14 protein-coding genes are annotated in these 15,379 nt (G+C 73.0%); 9 read left to right on the forward strand and 5 right to left on the reverse strand.

Annotated features, from left to right (window positions below; genetic code table 11):
* Nucleotides 1-145: 145 nt before the first annotated feature.
* The 8 genes from CG736_RS10390 to CG736_RS10425 all read left to right on the forward strand — a co-directional run bounded on the left by CG736_RS10390 (nt 146) and on the right by CG736_RS10425 (nt 10,918).
* Nucleotides 146-2,500, forward strand: a complete 2,355-nt coding sequence (locus CG736_RS10390; RefSeq protein WP_100585884.1) for a M4 family metallopeptidase — start codon at nt 146-148, stop codon at nt 2,498-2,500.
* Between the two features lie 300 nt (nt 2,501-2,800).
* Nucleotides 2,801-3,973: a macrolide family glycosyltransferase gene (locus tag CG736_RS10395; RefSeq protein WP_100585885.1), complete on the forward strand. Its 1,173-nt coding sequence runs from the start codon at nt 2,801-2,803 to the stop codon at nt 3,971-3,973.
* 331 nt (nt 3,974-4,304) lie between these two features.
* On the forward strand, nt 4,305-6,032 hold the full coding sequence (locus CG736_RS10400) for a carbohydrate-binding module family 20 domain-containing protein (protein WP_100585886.1): 1,728 nt from the start codon (nt 4,305-4,307) through the stop codon (nt 6,030-6,032).
* 262 nt (nt 6,033-6,294) lie between these two features.
* Nucleotides 6,295-7,320: an esterase family protein gene (locus CG736_RS10405; RefSeq protein ID WP_100585887.1), complete on the forward strand. Its 1,026-nt coding sequence runs from the start codon at nt 6,295-6,297 to the stop codon at nt 7,318-7,320.
* Between the two features lie 230 nt (nt 7,321-7,550).
* On the forward strand, nt 7,551-8,279 hold the full coding sequence (locus CG736_RS10410) for a hemerythrin domain-containing protein (protein WP_100585888.1): 729 nt from the start codon (nt 7,551-7,553) through the stop codon (nt 8,277-8,279).
* A 104-nt stretch (nt 8,280-8,383) separates the two neighbouring features.
* Nucleotides 8,384-9,010: a TetR family transcriptional regulator gene (locus CG736_RS10415; RefSeq protein WP_100585889.1), complete on the forward strand. Its 627-nt coding sequence runs from the start codon at nt 8,384-8,386 to the stop codon at nt 9,008-9,010.
* A 69-nt stretch (nt 9,011-9,079) separates the two neighbouring features.
* Entirely contained in the window at nt 9,080-9,835 is a 756-nt protein-coding gene (locus CG736_RS10420) for an SDR family NAD(P)-dependent oxidoreductase (RefSeq protein WP_100585890.1), read from the forward strand.
* Between the two features lie 42 nt (nt 9,836-9,877).
* On the forward strand, nt 9,878-10,918 hold the full coding sequence (locus tag CG736_RS10425) for an NAD(P)-dependent alcohol dehydrogenase (RefSeq protein WP_100585891.1): 1,041 nt from the start codon (nt 9,878-9,880) through the stop codon (nt 10,916-10,918).
* Between the two features lie 44 nt (nt 10,919-10,962).
* Here the strand turns inward: CG736_RS10425 and CG736_RS10430 are convergent, their stop codons facing one another.
* Nucleotides 10,963-11,436: a pyridoxamine 5'-phosphate oxidase family protein gene (locus tag CG736_RS10430; RefSeq protein ID WP_100585892.1), complete on the reverse strand. Its 474-nt coding sequence runs from the start codon at nt 11,434-11,436 to the stop codon at nt 10,963-10,965.
* A 68-nt stretch (nt 11,437-11,504) separates the two neighbouring features.
* Here CG736_RS10430 and CG736_RS10435 point away from each other — a divergent pair, with 68 nt between their 5' ends.
* Nucleotides 11,505-12,050 (forward strand): DUF1697 domain-containing protein, encoded by a 546-nt coding sequence (locus tag CG736_RS10435; protein ID WP_100585893.1) that lies wholly within the window; start codon nt 11,505-11,507, stop codon nt 12,048-12,050.
* Between the two features lie 7 nt (nt 12,051-12,057).
* Here the strand turns inward: CG736_RS10435 and CG736_RS10440 are convergent, their stop codons facing one another.
* The 4 genes from CG736_RS10440 to CG736_RS10455 form a co-directional block, all read right to left on the reverse strand.
* On the reverse strand, nt 12,058-13,023 hold the full coding sequence (locus CG736_RS10440) for a DUF1152 domain-containing protein (protein ID WP_232733906.1): 966 nt from the start codon (nt 13,021-13,023) through the stop codon (nt 12,058-12,060).
* Nucleotides 13,024-13,067: 44 nt separating this feature from the next.
* A complete protein-coding gene (locus CG736_RS10445; RefSeq protein ID WP_232733907.1) occupies nt 13,068-14,033 on the reverse strand; it encodes a DUF1152 domain-containing protein in 966 nt (321 codons plus the stop codon).
* A gap of 21 nt (nt 14,034-14,054) precedes the next feature.
* Nucleotides 14,055-14,903 carry a siderophore-interacting protein gene (locus CG736_RS10450; RefSeq protein ID WP_100585894.1) on the reverse strand — a complete coding sequence of 283 codons (849 nt, stop codon included), beginning with the start codon at nt 14,901-14,903 and terminating at the stop codon, nt 14,055-14,057.
* 89 nt (nt 14,904-14,992) lie between these two features.
* Nucleotides 14,993-15,352: an arsenate reductase family protein gene (locus tag CG736_RS10455; protein WP_100585895.1), complete on the reverse strand. Its 360-nt coding sequence runs from the start codon at nt 15,350-15,352 to the stop codon at nt 14,993-14,995.
* Between the last annotated feature and the right edge of the window lie 27 nt (nt 15,353-15,379).

Raw genomic sequence — 15,379 nt, forward strand, 5'->3', positions numbered from 1 at the left:
GGCCACCGGCAGCCCGCAGCACCGCACCGCGCACATGCACCGCACCCCGCGCCGCGACAAGCGGCTGGGGCCCCCGCTGCGCCGCAACCGCGGCCAGATTCTCTCCACCGCTCGTGACCCCGCGACGGTCGGTAAAGGAGTCTGCATGTCTCGCTACACGCATGCCCGCGTGAGCATGGCCGCCCTGGCGGCCACCACTGCCCTGCTGGTGACCGCGATTCCGGTGGCGGTGGCCCAGGCCGCCCCCGCCGGCCCGTCCGCCGCGGCCCAGGTCGCCGACCAGCAGGCGGCCGCCGGGCACGCCCAGCTGATCTCGGACGCCGGCGCCCGCTCCGCCCAGTTCGCGCAGAACCTGGGCCTGGGCTCCGCCGAGAAGCTGGTGGCCAAGGACGCGTTCAAGGACGCGGACGGCACCCAGCACTTCCGCTACGAGCGCACGTACAACGGACTCCCCGTCCTCGGTGGCGACATGGTCGTCCACCAGGCCGCGAACGGTTCCACCAAGGGCGTCGACCGGGCCTCCTCGGCGTCGCTGAACGGCCTGTCCACCACCCCGAAGCTGGCCGCCGCCAAGGGCCAGGCCACCGCGCTGGCCGCCGAGTCCGGCTCCGCCGTGCAGACCGCGCCCCGCCTGGTGGTCTGGGCCGCGGACAACAGCCCGCGCCTGGCCTGGGAGACCGTCGTCGGCGGCACCCAGAAGGACGGCACCCCGAGCAAGCTGCACGTGGTCACCGACGCCACCAGCGGCGACGTCATCCAGAAGTGGGAAGGTGTCGAGACCGGCACCGGCACCGGCGTCTTCGTCGGCAACGTCACCATCGGCACCTCGCTGTCCGGGTCGACGTACCAGATGAAGGACCCGACCCGCGGCAACATGTACACCACCAACCTGAACAACGGCACCAGCGGCAACGGGACCCTGTTCACCAAGGCCACCGACACCTGGGGCGACGGCACCGCCACCAACAAGGAGTCCGCGGCCGTCGACGCCCACTTCGGCGTCTCGATGACCTGGGACTACTACAAGAACACCTACGGCCGCAACGGCATCCGCAACGACGGTGTCGGCGCCTACAGCCGGGTCCACTACGGCAGCAACTACGTCAACGCGTTCTGGGACGACAGCTGCTTCTGCATGACCTACGGCGACGGCACCTCCAACACCCACCCGCTGACCGAACTCGACGTCGCGGGCCACGAGATGACGCACGGCGTCACCTCCAACACGGCGGGCCTGATCTACTCGGGCGAGTCCGGCGGCCTGAACGAGTCCACCTCGGACGTGTTCGGCAACATGGTCGAGTGGTACGCCAACATCGCCAAGGACAACCCCGACTACCTGGTCGGCGAGCTGATCGACATCAACGGCAACGGCACGCCGCTGCGTTACATGGACCAGCCGTCCAAGGACGGGTCCTCGGCCGACAACTGGTCCTCCACGGTCGGCAACAAGGACGTCCACTACTCGTCCGGCGTCGGCAACCACGCCTTCTACCTGCTGTCCGAGGGCAGCGGCGCCAAGGTCATCAACGGCGTGAGCTACAACTCGCCGACCTTCAACAACATCCCGGTCACCGGCATCGGCCACGACAAGGCCGCCGCCATCTGGTTCCGGGCGCTGACCACGTACTGGACCTCCACCACCAACTACGCGAACGCGCGGGTCGGCATGCTCTCCGCCGCGACCGACCTGTACGGGGCCAACTCGCCCGAGTACAACGCCACCGCGACCGCCTGGGCGGCCGTCAACGTCGGCTCGGTGCCCAGCACCGGCGGCCCGACCGTGACCAGCCCCGGCAACCAGTCGACCGCGCTGAACGCCGCGGTCAGCCTGCAGATCAACGCCACCGGCGGCACCGCGCCGCTCAGCTACTCGGCCACCGGCCTGCCCACCGGCCTGTCGATCGACGCCGCCACCGGCAAGATCACCGGCACCGCCACCGCGGCCGGCACCTACAACGTGACCGTCACCGCGAAGGACGCGGCCAACAAGACCGGCTCGGTGTCCTTCACCTGGACCGTCACCGGTGGCGGCGGCGGCAGCTGCACCCCGGCCCAGCTGCTCGGCAACCCGGGCTTCGAGACCGGCACCGCCGCCCCGTGGACCACCACCAGCGGCGTGGTCGACAACTCCGCCTCGCAGGCCGCGCACGGCGGTTCGTGGAAGGCGTGGATGGACGGCTACGGCTCCAGCCACACCGACTCCATCTCGCAGACCGTCGCCATCCCGGCCGGCTGCAAGGCGTCGCTGAGCTTCTGGCTGCACATCGACACCGCTGAGACCACCACCTCCACGGCGTACGACAAGATGACCGTCACCGTCAACGGCACCTCGGTCGCCACGTACTCCAACCTCGACAAGAACACCGGCTACGCGCAGAAGACCATCGACCTGTCGGCCTACGCCGGCCAGACCGTCACGGTGAAGTTCAACGCCGTCGAGGACGTCTCGCTGCAGACCTCCTTCGTGGTCGACGACACCGCGATCCAGACCAGCTGACACACCCTCAGGGGCCGGTGCCCGGCAGTCGCTTCGGCGGCCGCCGGGCACCGGCATGCCTTTGCCCTTCGACCTGATGAGCTGTCAAATGCCGGTCAAGGGCGCGTTTTTAATCGGATGCGCGCGACCGGCCCGGCGGGTTAGTGTCCCGCCATGTCCTTCTTCCACCAGATCTACGGCTGACGCGGCCGGGGCAGTGCCCCGAGCCTCGCGTCCCGCACGCCCCGACGCCCTTCGACGGCGCGTCGGCGGTGCGGCGTTCCTTTCCCACCCCCGTAGACCGGAAGCAGGTGCTCCGCCATGACCCGTCGTGCCCATATCGCCATGATCGGCATCCCGGCCGTCAGCCACGTCCGCCCGAGCCTCGAAGTGATCCGCGAACTCGTCGCCCGCGGCCACCGGGTGACGTACTTCAACGACCCGTCGGCGGCCGAGCTGATCGCCCCCACCGGTGCCGAGTTCGTCCCCTACCCGTCCACGCTGCCGGTCGCCGACCACGACTGGCCGGCCGACCCGATCGGCCAGATGCGGGTCTTCCTGGAGGACGCGATCGCGATGCTGCCCCGGCTGCACGCGCAGTACGGCGCCGACCCGGCAGACCTCTACCTGTACGACATCGGTGCGTACGCCGCCCGGGCGCTCGCCGAGGCGCAGGGCCGGCCGGTCGTCCAGCTCTCGCCGGCCATGGTCGCCTGGGACGGCTACCAGGAGGAGGTGGGCGGGCAGATACGGCAACTGCCGGGTGCGGACGCCTACTTCGACCTCTTCTCCGAGTGGCTGGCCGGCAGCGGCGCCACCACGGTGGAGGTGGACGCGTTCGTCGGGCAGCCGGCGCGCGTCGTCGCGATGATCACCGAGGCGATGCAGCCGAACGCCGAGCGGGTGGACCGCAAAGCGGTCGACTTCGTCGGGCCGTGCTTCGACCTGCGGGCGGAGCAGGGCGCCTGGCGGCGCCCTGCCGGGGCCGAGAAGGTGCTGCTGGTGTCGCTCGGCTCGGCGTTCACCCGGCAGCCCGCGTTCTACCGGAACTGCCTGGCCGCCTTCGGCGGCCGCCCCGGCTGGCACGTGGTGCTGCAGATCGGCAAGTTCGTCGACCCGGCCGAGCTGGGGGAGGTCCCGGCCAACGTCGAGGTGCACCCGTGGGTGCCGCAGCGGGCGATCCTGGAGCAGGCCGACGCCTTCGTCACCCACGCCGGAATGGGCGGCTGCGCCGAAGGGCTGCTGGCGGGCGTGCCGATGATCGCGGTGCCGCAGGCCGCCGACCAGCCCATGAACGCCGACCGGCTGGTCGAGCTCGGCGTGGCCCGCCGTCTGGAGACCGCCGACGCCACCCCCGAGGCGCTGTGGTCGGCGCTCACCGAGCTGGTCGCGGACGAGGCGGTGGCCGCCCGCCTGCGGGAGTTGAGCGCCCTGGCGAAGGGCGAGGGCGGCACCGCCCGCGCCTGTGACCTGATCGAGCAGCAGCTGGGCTGAGGCACCCGCCTCCGGCATCCCGCCCGGCCCGCGCCGGTCCGCCGTTGACGAACTGTCAGCGGCGGGCCGGCGCGGCCGTTTTCGGGGCCCCGGAAGCGGTCGCGGGCTCCCTTGACGGCCGTCCGGGCCGACCATATGGTCATGCCACTGCAAATTTCCAGCAAGTTTCGGCGTTCTTGCAGTCTCTTGCAGGATCCTTGCAGTAGCGACGGCCCCCCTTTCGCGCGGACGGCCGGGGGCCCCAACACCCCCGGCCGTCGCGGCCCCCACCCTGCCGCCTCCCGGCCGCGACGTGCGTCCGCGGACCGGGCCTCCCCCCAGGAGTGCTCCCTTGCCCACCCCCGCCCCCGCCCGCAGGAAGCGCGTCCTCGCCGCCTGCACCGCCCTCGCGGCGCTCGGTCTCCCGGCCGGCGCCGGGCTCTCGCTGGCGCCCACCGCCGCGGCCGCCACGCCCGGCAGCAAGGGCGTCACAGCCACCCTGTTCGAGTGGAAGTTCGACTCGGTGGCCAAGGCCTGCACCGACACCCTCGGCCCCAAGGGCTACGGCTTCGTCGAGGTCTCCCCGCCCCAGGAGCACATCCAGGGCGCCCAGTGGTGGACCTCCTACCAGCCCGTCAGTTACAAGATCGCCGGCCGGCTCGGCGACCGCACCGCGTTCAAGAACATGGTCACCACCTGCCACAACGCGGGCGTCAAGGTGCTCGCCGACTCGGTGATCAACCACATGAGCGCGGGCAGCGGCACCGGCACCGGCGGCACCGCCTACACGAAGTACAACTACCCGGGCTACTACCAGAACCAGGACTTCCACGGCTGCCGCACGGACATCACCAACTACGGCGACCGCGCGAACGTCCAGAACTGCGAACTGGCCGGCCTGTCCGACCTCGACACCGGCTCCGCCTACGTCCAGCAGACCATCGCCAACTACCTCAGCGACCTGCTGTCGCTCGGCGTGGACGGCTTCCGGATCGACGCCGCCAAGCACATGGCCGCCACCGACCTGGCGGCCGTCAAGGCCAAGATGAGCAACCCGAACGCCTACTGGGTGCAGGAGGTCATCTACGGCGCGGGCGAGGCCGTCCAGCCCTCCGAGTACACCGGCAACGGCGACGTGGACGAGTTCCGCTCCGGGACGTGGCTGAAGAGCGCCTTCAACGGCGGCAAGATTTCCGACCTGCAGAGCTGGGGCAGCGGCCTGCTCGCCTCCACCCAGGCCCGCACCTTCGTCGACAACTGGGACACCGAGCGCAACGGCTCCACCCTCACCTACAAGGACGGCTCCACCTACACGCTGGCCAACGTCTTCATGCTGGCCCACCCGTACGGCTCGCCGAACGTCTACTCCGGGTACGCGTTCAACGCCAACGACGACGGCCCGCCGAACGGCGGCGCCGTCACCGCCTGCTACCAGAACGGCTGGAACTGCGTCCACGCCTGGCGGCAGGTCGCCAACATGGTCGGCTTCCGCAACGCCGTCGCCGGCGCCGCGATGACCAACTGGTGGTCCAACGGCAACAACGCGATCGGCTTCGGCCGCGGCAGCAAGGGCTACGTGGCGATCAACCGGGAGACCTCGGCGATCACCCAGACCTTCCAGACCTCGCTGCCCGCCGGCGTCTACTGCGACGTCCAGCACGGCGACCCGGTGAGCGGCGGCTGCTCCGGCCCGACCTACACCGTCGGTTCGGACGGGAAGTTCACCGCCTCGGTCGGCGCGGGCGACGCGGTCGCGCTGTACGTCGGCGCCACCGCCGCGAGCACCGCGCCCGGCGCCTCGTTCGCGGTCAACGGCACCACCGCGCTCGGCCAGAACCTCTACGTGGTCGGCGACGCGGCCGCGCTCGGCGGCTGGGACACCTCCAAGGCGCTGCTGCTGGGCTCCGCCTCGTACCCGGTGTGGAAGCTGGACGTGGCGCTGCCGGCCGGTGCCGCGATCCAGTACAAGTACCTCCGCAAGGACGCCGCCGGCAACGTCACCTGGGAGAGCGGCGCCAACCGCACCGCGAGCGTCCCGGCGAGCGGGCGGATCACGCTCAACGACACCTGGCGCCCCTGACCCCGCGCCCGTGCCCGCGGCCCCGCAGCCCCCGCCGGACGGCGGGGGCTGCCCCCGTCGTGCGGGGGGTTGTTCACCCCGCCGCAACCGGGGTCCGGGGTGGTACGTCATAGGATCTCGGACGGCCCGGCCGACGCACCCTCGTGCGACCGCGGCCGTTCCCGGGGAGCGCCGGCCATCAGCGCACGGCGGACCCGGCGAAGCCCAATGACCAGGGCCCCTCCCGACTGCCGGGTCGGCCCCCGCCCGGAGAGACCGATCCGTGCTGCCGCAGCCCCGTTCCGCCGCCCGCCGTCTGCTGACCGCCGTCGCCCTGCTCGCCCTCGCCACCCCGCTGGCCGCCTGCGGCAGCAACACCGGAACCTCCGGCGAGGCCAAGGCCGCCATCTCCGGCGACCACTCGTCGCCGTCCGCCGCCAAGAGCAGCAGCGCGCCGCCCAAGCCGTCCAAGGTCCTGATGCCGACCGGCCCGGCCGCGCAGCTGTCCAAGGTCCGCGACACCGCCGCCGGACCGATCATGATGACCACCCTGAACGGCGCCAAGTCCGGCGTCAGCGGCAAGGTGTGGGTCTGGCTGCCCCCGCAGTACAACGACCCGAAGTACGCCAAGACCGGCTTCCCGGTGCTCACCCTGTACGCGGGCGGCCAGAGCGCCGGCTACAACACCTGGACCGACAACCAGCTGCCGATCCAGGAGATCGACCAGCAGATGGTCTCCCAGGGCAAGGCCCACCCGTTCATCATGATCATGCCGGTGCAGAACCTGGACTCCGCCGAGTCCCGGGCCCTGGAGTGCGCCGACATCCCCGGCCAGCCGAAGATCGGCACCTGGATGGCCGAGGACATCCCCGACTTCGTCCGGGCCAACTTCCGCACCGTCAAGGGCCGCGACGGCTGGGCCGTGATGGGCGCCTCCACCGGCGCGTTCTGCAGCGCCAAGCTCGCCCTGCAGCACCCCGACGTGTTCAAGGCCGCGGTGCCGATCGACGGCTACTGGAACCCGGACTCGCCGCTGTGGAAGGGCCACGAGCAGGAGCGCCAGGCCAACAGCCCCGACCAGCTGATCGGCGCGGGCACCGCCGACGTGCGGATGCTGGCCACCGCGGGCGGCGCCAACCCGTACGAGACCAGGCTGGTGAAGGCCTGGGTGGAGAAGGCCAAGGCCCCCACCACCGTCGAGTACTACGAGCAGCCCGGCGGCAAGCACCTCACCTCCGACTTCAAGAAGATGATCCCGCACACGCTGGAGTGGCTGACCGCCAACACCGCCGGGCCCGAGTCGGACTGACCGGACGGCGGCCGGCTCGTCGGGCGGCCGGTCGGACGGCCGGTCGGGAACGGTCGCGAAACCGCCCGGGACGGCCCCGAAAGCGCGCTGACCTGCACATCAATCGGTCGTTCATTCGACCCTGATGCACTGCTCCCACCCTGGAACCCGTGGACCGGAGAACTGGACCGGGGCGCCGCAACCGCGGCCCCCGCTCCGGCCCAGCCCCAGCCAGTCGTGAAGAGAGCGCCATGTCCCGCCACCTGCTGTCCGTCGGCCCGACGACCATTCCCGCCCCGCGCGAGGAGCTCCCTTCCGCGCCGGCTGTCGAACCCCTCCCGTTCGCCGGGCTGAGCCTGGTGCACGCCGCCGTCCGGCGCGACCTCGCCCGGATCCCGCAGGCACTGCGACTGCTCCAGCCCGACGACCACGAGAGCGCGCTCGCGCTCAAGCGGCACTGGGACTTCGTGACCGCCATGGTCACCTGCCACCACGAGCAGCAGGACACCCGGCTCTGGCCGCTGCTGCGCCGCTTCGCGCCCGAGCTCCGGCTGCTGCTCAACTGGCTGGAGTCCGACCACCACAACCTCGACCAGTGCTTCACCCGCACCACCACGCTGGTCGGCATCGCCACCCGCGACCCCGCCAGCTCCTGGCCGGTCTCCTACGCGGTGGAGGAGCTCGCCGCCCGGGTGGAGACCCACCTGCGGATCGAGGAGCGCCAGCTGCTGCCCCGGATGGCCGGCGTCTTCCAGCCCGGCTCCCGGATCGGCACCCTGCCCGAACTGCTCGACCTGCTGCGCCTGGCCGACGGCCCGTCCGCGTCCGACGCCCTGGTCTGGCTGCTGGAGGGCGTCGACCCGGTGCAGATCGACCGGCTGCTGGCCGACTGCGACGACGAGACCGTCCGGCACTGGCCGCACTGGCGCGACACCTACGCCCGCTGCACCGACCGTCTGTGGGGCCCGGCGGGCCAGTGAGTCCCGTCCCGCACCTGTCCGGGACGTGAGCAGCACGATCCGGGCCCGAGTGTCCCGGCGGGACTGATGTCCCGCCGGGACATTTCCGGTAGTACGGTGTTCGTATGAGCACCGACCAGCAGCAGGCGCCGGTCCCGCCCGGGCGGCGCGACCGCAAGGCCCGCCGCACCCGCGAGGCGATGGCCGACGCCGCGCTGCGCCTGGCCCTGGAGCACGGCCCGGCCGCCTTCGCCGTCGAGCAGGTCACCGACGCCGCCGACGTCTCCCGGCGCACCTTCAGCCGCTACTTCGCGTCCCGCGAGGACGCCGTCCTGGACTCGCTGCGCGCCGACTTCGCCCGGATCAACGAGCGCCTCGCCGCCCGGCCCGCCGCCGAGGCCCCCGTCGCCGCGTACCGGGCCGCCGTCACCGCCTGGCTGCACGACGGCGACCACCCCGCCTGGCACCGCCGTCCCGGCATGCGCGCGCTGTTCGCGCTGATCGACGACGAGCCCGCGCTGACCGCCGCCTACCGGCGGATCGCCGTCGCCGAGGAGGAGCAGTCGATCCGGCTGGTCGCCGCCCGGCTCGGCCTGCACCCGGAGACCGACCTGCGGCCCGCCGTCGCCGTCGGCCTCGGCGTCACCGCCCTGCACGCCGCCACCCGCACCTGGGTGCGCGACCCGGCGGGCGACCTGCCCGCCCTGATCGACCGCGCCTTCGACCTGGTCGCGGCCGAACCCCCGCGCTGACTGACCGTCAGAAACCCCCGCACCACCCGCGCCCGCCCCGGGCGCGGCGCACGAAAGGACCGACCACCCATGACCGCACAGGAGTTCACCGGCCGCACCGCTCTCGTCACCGGCGCCGCCTCCGGCATCGGCCTGGCCGTCGCCACCCTGCTCGCCGAGCGCGGCGCGAACGTCGCCGTCGCCGACTACAACCTGGACGGCGCCCGGGAGGCCGCCGCGGCCCTCGAAGCGACCGGTGCCAAGGCGCTCGCCGTGCAGGTCGACGTCACCGACCCGGCCTCCGTCGAGGCCGCCGTCCGCGCCACCGTGCAGGGCCTCGGCCCGCTCTCGCTGGCCGTCAACAACGCCGGCATCGGCGGCGCGATCGCCCCCACCGGCGCGTACGAGCCGGAGGCCTGGCGGCGGGTGCTCGCCACCAACCTCGACGGCGTCTTCTACTCGATGCGCTACGAACTCCCGGAGATCCTCGCCGCGGGCGGCGGGGCGATCGTCAACATGGCCTCCATCCTCGGCACCAACGGCTTCGCCGGCTCGCCCGCGTACGTCGCCGCCAAGCACGGCGTGGTCGGCCTGACCAAGACGACCGCGATCGAGTACGCCCCGCAGGGCGTCCGGGTCAACGCGGTCGGCCCCGGCTTCATCGACACCCCGCTGCTGAAGGACACCGACCCGGCCGGGCGCGAGCTGCTGATCTCGCTGCACCCCGCCGGACGGCTCGGCCGGGCCGAGGAGGTCGCCGAGCTCACCGCGTTCCTGCTCTCCGACCGGGCGTCCTTCGTCACCGGCAGCTACCACCTGGTCGACGGCGGCTACTCCGCCCGCTGACCGTCCGTCGAGGGGGGCGCGCACCAGAGAGGGTCCGAGCACATGAAGGCAGTCCAGTACCGCACCGTCGGCGGCCACCCCGAGGTGGTCACCGTTCCCGACCCCGAGCCCGGCCCCGGGCAGGTCCTGCTGAAGGTCACCGCCGCCGGGGCCTGCCACTCCGACATCGCCGTGATGAGCTGGCCCGCCGACCGGCTGCCGTTCCCGCTGCCGCTCACCCTCGGCCACGAGGGCGTCGGCACGATCGCCGCGCTGGGCGCCGGCGTCACCGGCTTCACCGAGGGCGAGTCGGTCGCCGTGTACGGCCCGTGGGGCTGCGGCAGCTGCGCCAAGTGCGCGGAGGGCAAGGAGAACTACTGCCTGCGGGCGCGCGAGCTGGGCATCGCGCCGCCCGGGCTCGGCGCGCCCGGTGCGATGGCCGAGTACCTGCTGGTCGACGACCCGCGGCACCTGGTCCCGCTCGGCGACCTCGACCCGGTGCGCACCGTGCCGCTCACCGACGCCGGGCTGACGCCCTACCACGCGATCAAGAGCGCGCTGCCGAAGCTCGTCCCCGGCTCCACGGCCGTGGTGATCGGCGCCGGCGGCCTCGGGCACGTCGCCGTCCAACTGCTGCGGGCGATGACCGCGGCCCGGGTGATCGCTCTGGACATCAGCGAGGAGAAGCTCGAACTGGCCCGCGCCGTCGGTGCGCACGAGGCCGTGCGGTCGGACGGCGCGGCCGCCGGGAAGGTCCGCGAACTGACCGGCGGGCTCGGCGCGCAGGCCGTGTTCGACTTCGTCGGCGCCCCGCCGACCACCGCGCTGGCCGGGCAGCTGGTCGCCGTCGAGGGCGACGTCTCCGTCGTCGGCCTGGGCGGCGGCACGCTGGCCGTCGGCTTCGGCGTGCTGCCCTACGACGTCCGCGTCAGCTCCCCGTACTGGGGCAGCCGCTCCGAGCTGATCGAGGTCCTGGACCTGGCCCGCGCCGGGGCGATCGACGTCCACGTCGAGACGTACGGCATCGACGAGGCGCCGCTCGCGTACGAGCGCCTGCACGCCGGGAGGATCGACGGTCGGGCGGTGATCCTGCCGAACGGCTGACGGCCCGTCGGTAGCGGCCTCCCCGGGGTGACCGGGGGAGGCCGCTACCGGCGTTCGATCACCTTGACCTGCTCGCCGGGCTGCCAGGTGCTGATCACCAGCCGGTCGTCCGCCACCTCGGTCAGGGTGGCCCGCCGCAGCTCCAGCCGGAACGCGTGGAACGGGCCGGGCGGCGGCTCGGGCAGGCCCGCCAGGTAGCCGGCGATGTCCACCGGATCGGTCAACTCGACGGCGGACAGGGCGAGTTTCGCGTCCCCGCCGGTCATGCTGGTGTCCGGCCCCGGGTTCGAGTGCAGGGCGCAGCGCGGGTCGTGACGCAGGTCGAGGGCCTTGACCGCGCCCGCCATCGAACCGAGGAACAGGTCGGCGCCGATGAAGTCCACCTCGATGCCGCTCACCCGGGGCGAGCCGTCCCTGGCCAAGGTGGCGAGCACGTGGTGCCGGTGCGCCTCGAAGCGGGCGCGGATGCGCGGGGCGAGGTCGGGAGCCTGCTGCTCGAAGTCCTGCCAGGTCGTCATGCGCGCGAGTGTAGGCCGCCTTCCCGTCGAAACCGCTGATTGTCGGCGGCCCGTCCTAGACTCCGCCCATGGAGACCTACATTGCCTTCCTGCGGGCGATCAACGTCGGTGGCCGCACCGTGAAGATGGACCGGTTGCGGGAGCTGTTCGAGGGCCTCGGTCTCGACGGCGTGCGGACGTACATCCAGAGCGGCAACGTGTTCTTCCGCACCGCGGAGACCGACCGCGCGGCGCTGACGGCCCGGATCGAGGCGGGGCTCGCCGAGGGCCTGGGGTACCCGGTGCCGGTGATGCTGCGGACGGTCGAGGAGGTGGAGGCCGTCGTCGAGTCGGACCCGTTCGCGGGCGTGGAGGTCACCGAGGACGTCCGGCTGTGCGTGCTGTTCCTCTCCGAGCCGATGCCGCCGGAGGTGGAGCTGCCGGCGGCCTCGCCGAAGGGCGACTGGGAGATGATCGGCGCGAACGAGGGCGCGGCGTTCGTGGTGATGCACCTGCGCGGCGGGCGGATGAACGGCAACCCGGCCACCTGCTTCCCCAAGTCGTACCAGGGGCAGGCGACTTCGCGGTTCTTCCACACCACCGCGAAGATCGCCGCCGCGGCCCGCAAGGGCTGACGCCCGGTCAGTGCGGGTAGGCCCGGGCGGGTCGCAGCCGGGGCAGTTCCTCGCGGAAGTCGGCGATGGTGGAGGCGATCTGCCGGGTCTGCACGGTGCCCTCCAGCCGGTCGAGGTAGAGGTTGCGGGCGGCGAGGGCTTCGACGGTGACGCCGAAGTACAGCGTCATCAGCGGGTTGACGAACGGTTCGCTGCCGGCCACCCGCTCGGCGGGCCCGACATCGCCGAACCCGCCGCGCAGCGCCGCCGCGACGGACCCCTGCACGATGCTCGGCCGCTCCGGCGCGGCGGCCCGGGCGTGCTCGACGGCGTCCAGGTAGAGCGCCGTCTCCGGCGCGTCGGCGGGGAGTGAGAACGCGCCGAGGTAGCCGCCGTCGCGGTGCAGGGCGGCGAGGTTCTCCAGTACCAGGGCGTGGTTGACGCCGTGGTGGGCGTCGATGCCGAAGCCCAGGCAGGCGACCAGCCGGGTGGGCACCGACCGCAGCCCGGCGACGGCGGCGAGCGAGGCCATGTCCTCCTCGGGGGTGCCGAGTCCGGCTTCGTCGCCGCGCAGCAGGATGTCGGTGCCGCCGTCGACCAGCAGGATCGCGTCGACGCCGAGCCGGCGCACCAGCGCCCGGTACGCGGCCCGCAGCGGTTTCACCCCGGTGGAGGCGAACGCCCAGACGGTGTCCGGCTGTTGGTGCTCCCGCAGCCACCGGGCCAGCGAACGCTCGGGGAACTTCGGCTCGGCGGAGCGGGTGTCGGGCGTGATCCGGGCCAGCTGGGGGCCCGCCCAGGCGGTCGCGTCCAGCCCGTAGTGGTGGGTGAACGCCAGGTTCGCCAGGTGCACCTCGCGCCCGGCGGTGCGCAGGGCGAGGGCGAGCGGCAGCCCGGCGTAGACGTCGTGGCCGCCGCCCGCGCCGGCGATCAGGATCCGTTCGGCGGCCAGCAGGCGGGTGAGCAGGGGCGGTTGGAGCAGGCTGGTGGTCACCGGCCGGACGGTAACAGGGCCCGTTCGGCGCGGCACCCGGGTTTTCAGTGCGGGTAGGCCCGGGGCGGGCGCTGGTGGGGGAGGGAGTCCTGGAAGGCGGCGATGGCGGTGGCGATCTGGCGCATCAGGACGGTGTGCTCCAGGCGGTCGAGGTAGAGGTTGCGGGCGGCGAGGGCTTCGACGGTGACGCCGAAGTACAGCGTCATCAGCGGGTTGACGAACGGTTCGCTGCCGGCCACCCGCTCGGCGGGCCCGACATCGCCGAACCCGCCGCGCAGCGCCGCCGCGACGGACCCCTGCACGATGCTCGGCCGCTCCGGCGCGGCGGCCCGGGCGTGCTCGACGGCGTCCAGGTAGAGCGCCGTCTCCGGCGCGTCGGCGGGGAGTGAGAACGCGCCGAGGTAGCCGCCGTCGCGGTGCAGGGCGGCGAGGTTCTCCAGTACCAGGGCGTGGTTGACGCCGTGGTGGGCGTCGATGCCGAAGCCCAGGCAGGCGACCAGCCGGGTGGGCACCGACCGCAGCCCGGCGACGGCGGCGAGCGAGGCCATGTCCTCCTCGGGGGTGCCGAGTCCGGCTTCGTCGCCGCGCAGCAGGATGTCGGTGCCGCCGTCGACCAGCAGGATCGCGTCGATGTCGAACAGTTCGACCAGCGCCCGGTAGGCGTCGCGCAGCGGCTGGACGCCGGTGGAGGGGAACGCCCAGACGGTGTCCGGCTGTTGGTGCTCGCGCAGCCACCGGGCGAGGGAGCGCTCGGGGAAGTAGGCGTCGGCGGAGCGGGTGTCAGGGGTGATCCGGGCCAGGTCCGGGGCCTGCCAGACGTCCAGGCCGAGGCCGTACAGGTTGCTGAAGGAGAAGTTCGCCAGGTGCACTTCGCGCCCGGCGGCGCGCAGCGCGAGGGCGAGCGGCAGCCCGGCGTAGACGTCGAAGCCGCCGCCCGCGCCGGCGATCAGGATCCGTTCGGCGGCCAGCAGGCGGGTGAGCAGGGGCGGTTGGAGCAGGCTGGTGGTCACCGGGCGGACGGTAGCAGTCGGTCAGCCGCCGTACTGGGCCAGCAGTTCCCGGGCGTCGGCGAGGTCCTCGGCGGTGGGCGCGTCGTCCTGGGTGAGGCGGTGGCGCCAGTAGCCGGTGAAGTGGACGTTCGCGTGGTCGAGGTGACGTTCGGTCAGTAGGTGGCGGCGGAGCTCGCGGACGACGCCGGCCTCGCCAGCCAGCCAGGCGTGGCCGAGGCCGGCGGGCAGGTCGGCGGAGCGGACGGCGGCGAGCAGCCGCTCGCCGGGGGCGGCGTCCTCGCGGTGGATCCAGTGGGCGGTCAACTCGCCGAAGCCGAGCAGGGGTTGCTGCTCCTCGGGACCGGCCGTCTCGATCCAGGCGTGGGCCCGGGCGCCGGCCGGCAGGGCCTCCACCAGGGTGGCGAGCGCGGGCAGCGCCGACTCGTCGCAGGCGAACAGCAGCGGCCGGCCGCCGTCCAGCGGGAACGGGCGGGCGAACTCGGGGGAGGGGCCGAACATGGCCAGCTCCTGCCCGGGCCGGGCGCGGGCCGCCCAGTCGGCCGCCGGGCCGTCGCCGTGCAGCACGAAGTCGACGTCCACGGTGTGCCGTTCGGCGTCGTGGGCACGGACGGTGAAGGACCGCATCCACGGACGGCGGTGCTCGGGGACGGCGTGGCAGGCCCGGTACCAGTCCATCAGGTCCTGCCCGGGGGTCGCCGCGGGCAGGTCGGGGCGGTCCTGCCCGGGGCGCGGGAAGTACAGCTTGACCTGCTGGTCGGGCCCGGCCAGGGCGAACTCGCCGGGCGGCAGGGCGAAGCTCACCCGGGCGGTGCGCGGGGTGGGGCGGTGGACGGCGGTGACGGTCAGCCGGCGGATCGGCAGGTCGGGCACGGCGGGCTCCTGTCGGATCGGAGGTGGCCGGGCCAGCCTGCCGGGGCCCGCTCACAGCACGCTGTCAGCGGGCTGTCAGCGCCGCGAGGTCAGTGCGAGAGCACGTCCTTGAGGGCTTCCTCGGTGCGGCCGATCACCGTGTAGCCGTCGTCGGCGGTGATGATCGGGCGCTGGATCAGCGCCGGGTTCGCGGCCATCGCCTCGACCCAGCGGGCCCGGTCGGCGTCCTCGCGGCCCCAGGACCGCAGGCCCAAATCCTTGCTGACCGGTTCGTCGACGCGGGCCACGTCCCACGGCTCCAGGCCGAGGCGGCCCAGCACCTCGGTCAGTTCGGCGGCCGTCGGCGGCTCCTCCAGGTAGCGGCGCACCGTGTACTCGGCGCCCACCGCGTCGAGCTCGCCCAGGGCGGTGCGGCACTTGCTGCACCGCGGGTTGATCCAGATCTCCATGACCGGCCAGCCTACCCACCGACCCCG

The organism is Kitasatospora sp. CB02891 (assembly GCF_002803145.1).
GTDB lineage: Bacteria > Actinomycetota > Actinomycetes > Streptomycetales > Streptomycetaceae > Kitasatospora > Kitasatospora griseola.